Origin of the sequence: Streptomyces sp. NPDC021356 (assembly GCF_040641015.1) — a bacterium.
Taxonomy (GTDB): Bacteria; Actinomycetota; Actinomycetes; order Streptomycetales; family Streptomycetaceae; genus Streptomyces.
Window position 1 is genome coordinate 1 of record NZ_JBFACU010000068.1, and the last position, 12571, is coordinate 12571.

12 protein-coding genes and 1 pseudogene are annotated in these 12571 nt (G+C 68.3%); 6 read left to right on the forward strand and 7 right to left on the reverse strand.

What is annotated here, in order from left to right; translation table 11 throughout:
• Both AB0G56_RS40745 and AB0G56_RS40750 read right to left on the reverse strand, forming a co-directional pair.
• A pseudogene (locus tag AB0G56_RS40745) lies at positions 1-124 on the reverse strand (IS30 family transposase); the annotation flags it as partial.
• A 147-nt stretch (positions 125-271) separates the two neighbouring features.
• On the reverse strand, positions 272-2314 hold the full coding sequence (locus tag AB0G56_RS40750) for an alkaline phosphatase family protein (protein ID WP_360980969.1): 2043 nt from the start codon (positions 2312-2314) through the stop codon (positions 272-274).
• A 1023-nt stretch (positions 2315-3337) separates the two neighbouring features.
• On the opposite strand from AB0G56_RS40750, the gene AB0G56_RS40755 reads away from it, so the two are divergent.
• From AB0G56_RS40755 to AB0G56_RS40780, 6 genes are all read left to right on the forward strand, one after another.
• Positions 3338-3694 (forward strand): MFS transporter, encoded by a 357-nt coding sequence (locus tag AB0G56_RS40755; protein ID WP_360980972.1) that lies wholly within the window; start codon positions 3338-3340, stop codon positions 3692-3694.
• Between the two features lie 46 nt (positions 3695-3740).
• The gene (locus AB0G56_RS40760; protein WP_360980975.1) at positions 3741-4244 is read left to right on the forward strand and encodes a MerR family transcriptional regulator; all 504 of its coding nucleotides are present in this window, start codon (positions 3741-3743) and stop codon (positions 4242-4244) included.
• Positions 4245-4264: 20 nt separating this feature from the next.
• Positions 4265-4900, forward strand: a complete 636-nt coding sequence (locus AB0G56_RS40765; protein ID WP_360981025.1) for an FMN-binding negative transcriptional regulator — start codon at positions 4265-4267, stop codon at positions 4898-4900.
• Between the two features lie 327 nt (positions 4901-5227).
• Entirely contained in the window at positions 5228-5734 is a 507-nt protein-coding gene (locus tag AB0G56_RS40770) for an SDR family oxidoreductase (RefSeq protein ID WP_360980978.1), read from the forward strand.
• A 292-nt stretch (positions 5735-6026) separates the two neighbouring features.
• Positions 6027-6941: a YceI family protein gene (locus AB0G56_RS40775; RefSeq protein ID WP_360980981.1), complete on the forward strand. Its 915-nt coding sequence runs from the start codon at positions 6027-6029 to the stop codon at positions 6939-6941.
• A 218-nt stretch (positions 6942-7159) separates the two neighbouring features.
• The gene (locus AB0G56_RS40780; RefSeq protein ID WP_360980984.1) at positions 7160-7813 is read left to right on the forward strand and encodes a YceI family protein; all 654 of its coding nucleotides are present in this window, start codon (positions 7160-7162) and stop codon (positions 7811-7813) included.
• A 378-nt stretch (positions 7814-8191) separates the two neighbouring features.
• Here AB0G56_RS40780 and AB0G56_RS40785 read toward each other — a convergent pair whose 3' ends face one another.
• The 5 genes from AB0G56_RS40785 to AB0G56_RS40805 form a co-directional block, all read right to left on the reverse strand.
• Positions 8192-8341: a peptidoglycan-binding domain-containing protein gene (locus AB0G56_RS40785; RefSeq protein WP_360980987.1), complete on the reverse strand. Its 150-nt coding sequence runs from the start codon at positions 8339-8341 to the stop codon at positions 8192-8194.
• A 175-nt stretch (positions 8342-8516) separates the two neighbouring features.
• On the reverse strand, positions 8517-9038 hold the full coding sequence (locus AB0G56_RS40790) for an Ig-like domain-containing protein (RefSeq protein ID WP_360980990.1): 522 nt from the start codon (positions 9036-9038) through the stop codon (positions 8517-8519).
• A 184-nt stretch (positions 9039-9222) separates the two neighbouring features.
• The gene (locus AB0G56_RS40795; protein WP_360980993.1) at positions 9223-10275 is read right to left on the reverse strand and encodes an IPT/TIG domain-containing protein; all 1053 of its coding nucleotides are present in this window, start codon (positions 10273-10275) and stop codon (positions 9223-9225) included.
• Between the two features lie 130 nt (positions 10276-10405).
• The gene (locus tag AB0G56_RS40800; RefSeq protein WP_360980996.1) at positions 10406-11149 is read right to left on the reverse strand and encodes an IPT/TIG domain-containing protein; all 744 of its coding nucleotides are present in this window, start codon (positions 11147-11149) and stop codon (positions 10406-10408) included.
• An 827-nt stretch (positions 11150-11976) separates the two neighbouring features.
• Positions 11977-12571: DDE-type integrase/transposase/recombinase (locus AB0G56_RS40805; protein WP_360980999.1), on the reverse strand; the 595-nt coding region annotated here is incomplete at its 5' end.

Consider the following 12571-nt stretch of genomic DNA (forward strand, 5'->3'; position numbering starts at 1 on the left):
GGCTGGCGGGGTCGCAGAAGCAGACCGGGATGTCGGTGGCGAGGGTGAACTCGCCGTGCCGGGCCATCTCGCTGCCCTGGTCCCAGGTCAGGGACCGCATCAGCTGGGCGGGCAAGGTCTGGATGGTGGCTGTCAGAGCGGTCAGGACGGCCTCGGCGCATCCCTCTTACGGACTCACCCGTGCCGGGGCCGGTTCGCGGCCGACTGGACGGAGACGGCCGCGAACTCGGACGGGGCGAGGCGAGGCGAGGCGGGGCGTTCGGAGGGTTCCTCAGACCGTCCTCACGCGGCCGGCGTACCGCTGTGTCCAGCCGATTCCGGCGCCGTCGGTGATCACCACGTCGTAGTAGCCGCGCTCGGTCGGCCAGTCGACGACCACCGACCTGCCGGCGCCCACGTGGTAGCGCCGGGTGCCGCCGGCGTAGTCGTTCGCCGTGAGGGTGTAGTGGATCGCCCGCATGCCGTGGTTGCGCAGGGTCAGCCGGACCCTGGCGTGCCGGCCGGTGACGAGTTCCGCGTCGACGGCCGGGATCGCGATATTGGTCCGGCCGGCGGGGACGACCTGTCCGGCGAAGGAGCGCAGGAAACCGTCGGGCCCGTAGACGGAGAAGGCGTACTTCCCGCCAGTCTCGTTCGTGTCCCAGGTGTACTGGCGCGGGTGGGAGACGGAGACGGTGAACGGCGTGTTCGAGAAGTCGCGGTACTTGTCCGGGAAGACCTGAAGGCTCACAGCCTTGCCGTCGGGACCGCCGGCCAGCGTCATCGACGCGGTCACCGTGCCGGCGGCGCGGTCCTCGGTGAGTGTGGCGTGCGGGTGGAAGGAGAGGCCGCGCGGCTTCATCCCGCCCTCCGGGAAGGACGGCGGTGTCCCGTTGACCGGGTCGGCGATCTCCACGGGGCCCGGCCGGGGGTGGGCGAAGTCGAGCGCGCTCGTGAGGTCACCGGCGATCGAACGGCGCCAGCCGGTGATGTTCGGGCAGGTGAACGGCTTACCGAGGTAGGCGGCCCAGGTCTCGAGGAACCTGACGACCGAGGTGTGGTCGAACACCTCCGATGCGACATGGCCGCCGCGCGTCCAGGGTGAGACCAGCAGCATCGGCACGCGCGGGCCGAAGCCGTAGGGGGTGGTGCCGGAGAACTCGCCCACCGTGCCCGGCTCGGGGCGCGGCGGAAGGACGTGGTCGAACTTCCCGTCGTTCTCGTCGTAGGTGATGATCACGAGGGTGTGGTTCCAGATGTCCGGGTTGCTCTGCAGCGTCCGGAGCACCTTGTTCATGTAGCGCTCGCCGTGGACGGTGTCGAAGTCGGGGTGCTCGCTCCACGCTGCCGGCATGACGACCCACGAGACCTCCGGCAGCGGGTACTCGGCGCCCGGCCGGCAGGCCGCGATGAGGTCCCTGAGCACCGCGTTGAGGTTCTCCTCGGAGTCGTCGTTGGGCGTGGTCGCGCCCGCGTAGACGAAGGAGTTGGCCTTCCAGATCTTGCCGGTGCCGGGGGCGAGGTCCTCCTCGCTCGCGATCCGCGGGTCGAACGCCCGGAAGCTGTTCGTCACGTTGCAGCCGTACTCGCCGACGAAACCGCTCTGCAGGCTGCCGCCTACGCCGTGGCCGCTGTTGTCGGAGTACACGCGCCAGTTGATGCCGGCCTGCTCGAGCTGCTCGGGCACCGTCCGCCAGGTCCGGGTGTAGTTGTTCTGCCCGGCGTTGGAGGTCTCGCCGCCGGCCGAGCCGGACATCAGGTAGTAGCGGTTCGGGATGGTCGGCCCGTGCAGCGAGCAGAAGTTCATGTCGCAGACGGTGTACTGGGAGGCGAGCGAGTACATCCACGGCATGTGGTCGGGTGTGTAGTACCACATGCAGTGGGCGCCCTTGTCCTTCACCCAGGTGTTCCAGCGGCCGCCGTTGGCGCCGTAGAAGTTGTGGTTGTCGCCCCAGGTGGCGGTCGAGACGGCCGGCGTCACGATGGTGCCGTCGGCGTCGCGCTGCTGGAAGACGTTCGTGCCGTCCTGGAACCGCAGCACCTGCTTGTCGTTCTGCCCGCGCACGCCCGGCAGTTGGCCGAGGTAGTGGTCGAAGGAGCGGTTTTCCTGCATCAGGACCACCACGTGCTTCAGGTCGGACATGTCGCCGCTGAAGCCTTCCGGCAGGGCGTGGTCGGCGGCACGCGCGTCCGTGGCGCCGGCGATCTCGGCGACGGAGCCGACGGCCAGCGCGCCAAGGGCACCCGCGGCGGTCTGGAGCGCTCTGCGCCGGGTGACGCGGAGTTCACCGCTGGGACTCTCGGCCGACGCGGGTTCGGTGATGGTAGGCGTCATCAGTGAGACCTCTCGGGAGAGAACGCTGAGAAGGGCAGGCGCGAGGGCGATCGCGCTAAAGGGCGGCTCTCAGGAGGTGGGGGCGCCCCGGCCGGCTCTTGCTCGCTCGTAGATCCCTGGTGCTCTGAGCCTGGAACAGACATAGGACATCGGCACCCGTGTACCTCACGTTCAGCTCCGTCGCTGCAGTCGCCCTTGCGCCACCAAGACCGTATCGAACAGGAGTCGTCCCGTGCCGCTTTGTGCTCGAGAACGGGCGATCGGTACCCGCTTCCGGCTCCCGTCCGGGTCAGTGTGCGACGTTGCGGTGCCTTATGCCTGGCTGGTCCCCTTCGTCGGTGATTCGGCGACTGTGTGACAGCTGATGACGCCCGCCTTGCCGTTCAGTGACTCTGCCGGGCCATGGCCCTGGAGCGGCCGGGTTCTCCCGGAGCAACGTGTGTTCCACCCGCGTCCTTCACCCAGAGCGGCTTGTGCCGCTACGTCAACAGGTACAGGACCACGCCTGCTGCGGCCGCGACATGCTGAGGTCGCCGGCGTCCGGGGGGCCACCGCTATCGGTCCGGTGTAGAAGTCGGACTGCCAGAAGGGCACGGATGCGGCGACGCCGCCGAACTTGAGGATGTGGATCAGACCCGAGCCGTGCTCGACCTCGCCGTCCAGGCATGCCTCCGGCCTCGGCGCACTGCTGGCCCCGGCGGTCCTGGACGCCCTGGGGCCCCCGCGTACGGCAAGGCCGCCGTCGTCGGCCTTTCTCGACCGCCGGCAGCAGCGTGGCCGCACCCGCCGCCTTGCGGAATCCGTGATCCTTACCTGGCTGCCGTCCTACTCCGAAGTCGGCCTGGGCTACTCCCGCCTCGAGGCCGGAACACTCTTCGGAAGCCAGAGTATGATCGCCCTGATCGCCCTGATCGCCCTGATCGCAACCTCCTGTCTCGCCGACCGGCTGATGGGCAAGGCGTCAGCTCTCGAATCCACCGCGGCATCGTTCCGGGAACAGGCCTGCTGATATGCGGACTCGCCATGGTCTGTCTTCCCTGGATCGGAACCCCCGCTCTGGTGGTCGCCATCGTCTCGGTGGGCTACAGGCTGGGCACGGTGGTCTTTCCACTGCTGAACGCAGCCGTGTCCGAGACCTGCCCCAAGGAACAGCCGGCGGGGACACTCGGCGGGTTCCTGGCACTGATGAGCTCCGGAGGCATTGTGGGACCGTACCTGGCCGGCTGGATCGTCGACACAGCGGACTCCACAGCGTCCGGGTATGCGCTGGCCTTCCAGGTCCTCGGAGCCCTCGCAGTGGTCGGCGCGATCACTGCTCTGCTCACTGTGAACCCGCCCTGTGACGCCCGGCGCGTACGGGTCGGCCGGACCGGGGCTTGACCTTGCCCCGTAGGGCAAGGTTTAGCGTTGAAGCTAGGTGAACGGCATGAAGATCAGTGAGCTGGCACGGCGATCCGATGTGACAACCAAGGCTGTGCGGTACTACGAATCGCTGGGGTTGATCACACCTGAGCGCCTCGCCAACGGCCACCCGGACTACGACGAGGTCGACGTGCGCCTCGTACGCGAAATAAGGACCCTGCAGCACGTGGGTATCCCTGTCGAGCGTACCCGCCCCTTCCTCGAGTGCCTGGCGGCCGGACGTCTGCACGCTGACGACCGCCCGGCGTCGCTGGCGAGCTACCGGAAGGCCCTCGACAAGCTCACCGGGCGTATTGAGGCACTGACCGCTCGCCGCGCCACACTGATCACCAGTCTGGACGCCGCCGCCCACCGGGGCAGCAGCGTCCAAAACTCCGAGCGGGCGGGAACGGAAAATGAGCACTATCTGACGCTGCCGGCCGATCTGCCCGCGCCCCAGGACGATGGCGGCGCGGACCACTTGCCCGGCACCAAGGCGCCGCAGATCACTCGGTCCACGACCTGCTGACCCACTGCGGCGACTCCGCCCTGATCACGATGACCGAGCATGGCCTGGTCGCCACCCTGCTGCCGTTCGAGTACGACCCGGACGCCGGGGAACACGGGGCCCTCATCGGTCACATGGCACGGGGCAACGACCAGTGGCGCCAGCCGGTCCAGGGCGAGGCCATGGTCCTCGTCCACGGCCCGCAGGCGTACGTGACGCCCTCGTGGTACCCGACCAAGCAAGTGCACCACCGCGTAGTGCCCACCTGGAACTACATGATTGCGCACGTCTACGGGCAACTGGTCGTGCACGACGACCCGGCTTGGACCGAAGCCCAGATCCGCCGCCTGACCGACCGGCACGAGACCGGCGACTGGGACTTCGACGGCCACCAGTTGGTGACACACCTGGCCGCGCAGCCGTCGGTACCGGTCGGCTTCAGTTCGGTGGAACAGCACTCCGTGCCCGTTCCGCACGTCGGCCTGCTGCTGACAGGCGCCCGATTCCACGGCCTGGCCGACAGGCTGCGCGCCGCCCGAGTCGGCTTCGGCATCGAGCCCTGCCTGCGCTGCGCCGGCGAGCCGGCCGAGCAGTGGACGATGTTCTTGCACGACCCCGCAGGGAATGCTCTGGAGTTCAAGGCGTTCACGGACGAGTCGGCGGTGTTCGCCCGATGAGGTGCATCCTGGTGACGGGGGCCTCACGGGGGCATCGGGAGGGCCCTCGCGGTGGCCTTCGCGGCGGCAGGTGATCGCGTGGCCGTGCAATACGCCAGCCGCCGCGAGGATGCCGAGGCAACCCTGCGCCTGCTGCCCGGCGCCGGCCATGTACTCATCGGCGCCGACCTGGGCGCCGGGAACAGCCGAGCAGGTGATGAGCGAGGCGGTGGCAGGTGGGACAGGTGGATGTCCTGGTCGGCAACGCGGCCGTAGCGACGTCGCCCCCCACCCACCACCCCGTCGCGGGGGGTCCCCCTCGACGCGTGGCGCACAGTGTGGCGCCGCATGATCGACGTCAGCCTCCTGGCCGCCGCAGACCTCACCTGGGCCATGGCCCGGCACCTCATCGACCGCGAAGCCCCGGGCCACGTCGTCAACGTCGGCTCACGCGGGGCGTTTCGCGGCGAGCCGGAGTATCCCGCCTACGGAGCGAGCAAGGCCGCCCTGCACGCGTTCGGGCAGTCGATGGCCGCCGCCCTGGCTCCGCACCGCATCAGCGTCACCGCCGTGGCGCCCGGTTTCATCGCCACCGAACGCCAGACGCCCCAGCTGGCCGGCCCCCGCGGGGACGAACTGCGCAGCCAGAGCCCCTTCGGCCGGGTCGGTACCCCGGAAAAGGTAGCAGCGGCCGTGCACTACCTCGCCTCCTCGGAGACGACGAGCGGTGCAGTACGGCGGACGGCAGCATGGCGGGCTGCGGGCCGCGTGCGGCCTGATGGCCGATCTCCTGGTCGGAAGGCGCTGCCTGCCCGCCTGTGTCAGGTCCGTGATGAAACCGCAGACCGGTTGTGAATATCACGGTCCCTTTCCGTGTTCTTCACCACAGCATTGCTGCAAAGCAATGAAGTCGAGGTGCGTCGATATGGTCGGCCGATGTGCTGATATGTGGCCCCGCATCCGCCGTCAGGAGGGTTGAGCAGCTTCGGCATCGGGTCGGGTCGCCTGCACGTGGTGGGCTTTATGATCGTCGACGAACTAATGGCTCCGCGTCCGTCCTCCTGTCGTCGACGATTCTTGGCGACCGCGAACGTATCCGACTGGGCGGGTCGCGTGACGGTGACGCAGGTGAAGAAGGGTGAACTCCATGGCTCTAGGGCTGCTCCGTCGTCGGCGTTCCCGAGGTGCTTCCGGTGCCGGATCGAGCATCTCGGTCCCCCTGCCGCCCGGCGCCGGGGCGTTCGGCTTCGAGGTCCTCGATCCCATGGGGCAGCCCATGGGCGGAGCCGAGGTCACCGTGACCGCCCTGGACAGCCACCGGGTTGCGACGCGTGGCACCACGGATCCCCACGGCTACTTCATAGCGACGCTGCCACCGGGCTCCTACAGCGCGATGATCGCGGCCGAGGGCCTGTCACCCGCCCGCGAGAACCTCGACATCACAGCCGGGGTGGCCCTGCCCCCGGTGCGCATCGCGCTCCAGCCCGCCCGCCAGATGGAACTTCCGACAGCCGGAACCTGGCTGTTCGATCCTCCGCACACCGCGATCCGGTTCATCGCCAAACACGTGGGCATGGCCCATGTCCACGGGCGGTTCACCCGCTTCCAGGGCGGTATCCACGTCGCACCGAACATGGCCGACTCACACGTGTCGGTGCGCATCGACGCCTCCAGCGTCACCACGGGCAACAACACCCGTGACAACCACCTGCGTTCCGCCGACTTCCTGGACGTCGAACGTTACCCGCACATCGACTTCACAAGTACCCGGTTCGCCCACCGCGGCGGCTCCAAGTGGACCCTGCACGGCACACTCACCATGCACGGCACCAGCCGTTCCGTCGGCCTCGACACCACCTACCTCGGGACGGTCAACGGAGGCTACGACCAGGAACTGCGCTGCGCTGCTCTTGCGAAGACCGAACTCCATCGGGAGGACTTCACCCTCAACTGGCGCTCCATGCTGGCCCGCGGCATCGCCGTCGTCGGTCCGACCGTCCAACTGGAGTTGGACGTACAGGCGATGTACCGCACCCACGACACGCCCACGCCACCGCAGTAGACCCTCACACGGGGGCGTCTGACGCGGGTGCTGTCCGACAGGGGTGTCGCGGTCATTCTTGGGGTGCTGATCGAGGCCGTCCGGCAGCGCACCTCCACATCGCGTCGCAGTTTCACCGTCGTCCGCACGCACCCCGGACGGGACCACCGATCTCGCTGGGCAGTGCTCGGCGACACCTTGACAGCACAGAGCGATCAGATGGGAAAGCGCTCAGGATCATGGGTATCTTCAGCCGACGCCAGACCGCCCTCAGCGAACCGACCCCGGCTGCCGGCACCGGCGCCTCCGTCGCGGAAGCCACGCCCAGGGCTGCCGGGCTCGACCCGGCACTTCGAGCCTTGACCGGGCGATGGACCATCGACCGCCCGCACAGCCGCATCGGATTCTCCGTGCGGCACGCCATGGTCACGACAGTCCGGGGGGCCTTCACGGAATACGACAGCACGTTGCACTTCGACGGAGCCCGGCCCTCCGAGTCGCGGGCCGACCTCGTCATCCGGGTCGCCAGCGTCGACACGGGCGTGGAACAAAGGGACGCGCACATCATCGGCCCTGACTTCTTCGACGCGCGTCACTACCCGGAAATGGCCTTCCGTAGCACCTCCACGCTCCACGAGGGCGGAGAGACCTTCCGCATGACCGGGGACCTGACCATCCGCGACATCACCCGGCCCATCGACCTGCAACTCGACTACCTCGGCTCGGTCCTGGATCCTTTCGGCTACGAGCGAGCCGGCTTCGACGGCACCACCACCATCGACCGCACCGAGTGGGGCCTGGTCTACAACCAGCGCCTCAAGACAGGAGGCGCCATGGTGAGCGAGAAGGTCCGACTCCAGTTCGACATCTCCGCGATCCGGTCGACGTCATAGGCGGCGGTTGTCGAGGAACCGGCGGACGAGGTCGTGAGTGTGCGTGATCGAGGAGTCGGGGCAGGCGGTCGTTGATGTGGGGGCTTCGGCGGGCCGGACGGGTGGTGGTGATCCAGTGGGCGGCTTCGCGTGGGGAGGGCGGTCGCTCGTGGGACGTCTCCATGGGCAGGACCCGTCGTAGGGGTGCGACGGCCATTTTCACGCGCAGGTAGTGGCCGAGACAGCCCTTGGTCCGGACTTCCTCGTGCAGGATTCTCGCGCTGTGCTGTCCCTCGTCCCAGCGTTGTTGCGGTTACTGACGTTGAACTCGTGGTGTCGTAGGGGCTGCCGACTCGTCGTTCGTGCGGTATCACCGGCGGCCGGACGGCTCGGGCGCCGTCAGCTCCCCAGGTTCATCCAGGTGTTCGGGCCGACGACGCCGTCCGGGGTCAGTCGCTGGGGTTTCTGGAAGGTGAACACGGCGTTCCGGGTTCCGGTCCCGAACCTGGCGTCCACGGTCACGGGCGCGCCGTGGGCTGACGGCGTCACGGATCCCCGCCCCGAACCGCCCGTCCGTCCGTCCGTCCGTCCGCCGTAAGGGAAGCTCCGTGCGCGTCGAGCAGGTAGTGGACGGTGACCACCTGGCGCCCACCCCGGGCCCCCCGGGTCGCCGCCTGCCCGTGACTGGTCTCGGCCGCAGCGACCCACTGCACGTCCCGGGTTCTCAGTGGATGTGGCTCTTGATGATTTCGTTGCCGATGTTGTTGTTGATGTTGCCGGTGCTGAAGTTGATCAATGACGTTCCCAGAGTCGGCGTGCACAGGAGGAGGCAAGGGCTCGGGTTGGGGGGCTTCGGGCTTTCGGTCACGGTCACGGTGGTGGTGCCGTTTGAGGCGCCGCAGCCTTCGTCTCCGACCTGGTTTCCGTTGTAGGCGGCAGTGATGGTGTGCGTGCCGGTCGCGCTGAACGACGTGGCCAAGGTGGCGTGGCCGCTCGCATCGACCGGGACGGTGTCCAACGTGTCGCCGCCGTCGAAGAAGGTCACGCCCAGGCCGCCAGTGGGATCCTCGGGACAAGTAACGGTGGCGGTGAGTGTCACCGGGCTTCCGACGGTCGTAGTCGAGGGTGACGCCTGCACGGTGGTCGAGGAGTCTGCCGCCGCCGCCGGCGTAGCCAAGCCGACCACGGCCGCCAGCGCGGCCGTCGCGATGAGAGTTCCCTGCCGACGTGGGTGTCTACGTGCCATGTGAGTGCTCCTTGTGTGTCGTGAGCCCTTTTTCGCCCGCGACTATCCGATGGAGCGTCACCTTATGCCTGATTTGTTGGCATATGCGAGAAATGCTGTTCGTGGTCTGCCGAGTCGGACGAGGTATCACCCCTTCGCACGGACCGGACCTTCATCGTCTTGCGGAAGGCCGAGAGGCGGCAGATCAGATGTGGGGCGCGGAGACGCGTGTGTAGGGCAGGGAGTTGCTGGTCCCGCCCGGCGTGGTCACGGTGACGAGGACGGTCCCGGCGGGTCCAGCGGGTGCCGAGGCGGTGATCGTGGTGTCCGACAGCACGGTGAACGCGGCGGGTTCTGCTCCGAAGCGGACCGTGGTGGTGGTGGTCAGGCCGCTGCCGGTGAGGGTGATCACGGCTCCCGGATCGACGGGTCCCTGGCTGGGAGAAAGGCCGGACAGTTGTGGCGTGGGCACGTAGCTGTAGGCAACAGGGTTGCTGGTGCCGCCGGGCGTGGTGACCGTCACCGGCACCGTTCCGCTGCCTGCCGGGGTGACGGCCGTGATCTGTGTCGGGGAGTCGACCGTGAAGGTGGTGGCCTGGGTGGCGCCGAAGAGGACCGTGGTGGCTCCCGTCAGGTCGGCGCCCCTCAGGGTGATGCTGGTGCCGCCGGAAGCGGGACCTTGGGTGGGGGCGACGGAGATGAGGGTGGGGGCGGTGAGGTAGAAGAAGTAGACCGGCCCGGTGGTGCCGCCGGGGGTTGTGACGGTGATCGGAACCGGGCCTGAGCCGGCGGGCGTGACGGCGGTGATCTGGGTGGAGGAGTCGACGGTGAACGTGGTGGCGGGCGTGGCGCCGAACATGACTGCGCTGGCCGAGGACAGGCCGGTGCCGGTGAGGATGACCGTCGTGCCGCCGGAGGCCGGCCCCTGGCTGGGTGACACTGATGTCAGGGCCGGGGGTGCGGCGTAGGTGTAGGTGACGGGATTGCTGGTGCCGCCGGGGTTCTTGACAGTCACGGCGACGCTGCCCGTGCCGGGCGGCACCACTGCGGTGATTTTGGTCGTGGAATTCACGGTGTAGGTGAGGGCCGGCGTGGCGCCGAAGAGGACTGCGGTGATGCCGGCGAAGCCGCTGCCGTTGAGTGTCACGGTGTTGTTGCCGGCAGCGGGCCCGGTGGAGGGAACGACCGAGGTCAGTACGGGTCCTGCCGCTGGAGCGGCCAAGCGCGCGGTTGTCGACGTGGAGCGTGCGTCGTTCATGGGTCTTCCTTGGCAGTCGATGGCGGGTAAGGCGGAAAGCCCCTCGGCCCCATACGTTCAGAGCCGAGGGGCTCCGCGGACGACAGGCCACGTCAAGCGCGGCATGTCATCTCTCAGGCGAGAGCACCGGTCAGATGCCGGGTCCGGCCACGTAGGTGAAGCCGTCCGCGGCGGTTGCGCTGCCCGCGTCGTTGCTGACCACGACGTCCACGGCGCCTGCTGTTCCCGGCGGCGTGACGGCCGACACCGAGGTGTCGGAGATCACGGTGAAGGGTGCCGGGTTACCGTCGAAGGTGACCTCGGTCGTGCTGGCGAGGCCGGTACCGGTGATGGTCACAGCCGTGCCGCCCGACGTCGGTCCCTCGCCCGGGGCGACCGTGGTCACGGTCGGGACCGCGACGTAGGTGTAGGACAGGCCGTTGTTGGTGCCGCCGGCCGTCGTGACGCTGACGCCTACCGAGCCGGCGGCGCCGGCGGGTGCGACGGCGGTGATCTGGCTGTCGGACACCACGGTGGGCGTGACGCTGTTGGCGCCGAAGGACACGCTGGTGGCCGTCGACAGGCCCGTGCCGGTGATGGTGACGGTCTCCCCGCCGGCGGTCGAACCCGAAGTGGGGCTCAACGACTGCTTGAAGGGCGCTCCCACGTAGAAGAACGAGATCGGGTTGCTCGTGCCGCCCGGCGTGGTGACGGTGACGCCGACCACGCCGTTACCGGACGGAGAGACAGCGGTGACCTGCGTCGGGGAGACGTTGGTGACCGAGGTGGCCGACCGGGTGCCGAAGTGCACCGCGGTCGTGCCGGACAAGTTGGTCCCCGTGATGGTGACAAGCGTGCCACCACCACTGGATCCCTGGTTCGGACTGATGGGCATGACGGACTCCTCTTGGCTCGGGGCACGACAAGACGCGACCGAGCACGATCAGGTGATGCAACTCCGCCGTCCACGGGCACATGCGTCAGCTTCCACAGCCACTGGCCAGGTGGGATCTCGAAGGCCTTGCAATGGATCCCGGCCGGCGATGGTGGGCGAGCCGCCGCCGAAGATCACACACGAGGTCTCAGGAATAAGGGAATGCCGACGGGCACTCAGGCAGTGCGCTACCGCGGGCCCACACGCTTCCGTGGGAGGCACCTGTCCGCTGAGACGGATACAACAAGTAACACACCCTGCCGTAACGGTGGCAAGGCGTCACACAAGAATCAAATCCGCCGGACCGGCGCATGAGAGCGTAACCAGTCTTATATACGGAATGAATATTCCAAGCTCCACGAACCTATCGGACTTCACCAGCCGTGATCGCCCCGCGCGCACGCCGGGCCTTGTCATGTCTGCTCCGCCCCCTCGACGCCCGCATACAAAACCTCACCCCACCGAACGAGACACGCCTCCCCCTGCTATCCCGCTCCTCTACGCATCGCCTGAGCCTCGACACCACCCCTGCCTCACGCACGTGCCGTACACCCCGCCACACCCCGTCCGCCCACGTCGACCTGACGCTCCGTAACAGCATGGTCATCACGCCAGGCGAGGTCCACGATGCTCTCGTCCACGGGGGCGGTGGACTTCGGGGCTTCCACCTTGATCGTGGACACCGGTTGTCATGCAGCGATGGCCAGCGTAGTTGATCTCTGTTCGACGGCGACCGGCGTGAGGTAGCCGATCGTGGAGTGCCTGCGCCGGTGGTTGCAGAAGCCGAGTCAGTGGAAGGCTGGGAGCCGGGCGGCTCGTTCGTTCGGCCAGCCGCGCCGGTCGGGAAGAAGCTCCCGTTTGAGCGAGGCGAAGAACGACTCCGCGGCTGCGTTGTCTGCGGAGGTGCCGACCGCTCCCATGGACCGCCGGACCCCGGCCTGTCGGCAGGCGTCGACGAACGCCTTGGATCCGCCCTGAGCCCCGTGATCGCTGTGGAAAATGACGCCGCCCACCTGAGCGCCGCGAGTGCGGACGGCCCCGTTGAGCGCGTCGGTGACGAGCTCGGCCCGCATGTGGTCGGCCATCGACCAGCCCGGCAGGCGACGGGAGAACACGTCGATGACGGTGGCCAGATAAAGGAATTTCCCGCCGGCGATGGGCAGATAGGTGATGTCACCGGCCCAGGCCGGTTGGGGGCGGACGCGGTGAAGTCGCGCCGCAGCAGATCGGGCACCGCCTGGGCGGACGCGGTGAAGTCGCGCCGCAGCAGATCGGGCACCGCCTCGGCGGACGCGGTGAAGTCGCGCCGCAGCAGATCGGGCACCGCCTCGGCGGACGCGGTGAAGTCGCGCCGCAGCAGATCGGGCACCGCCTGGGCGGACG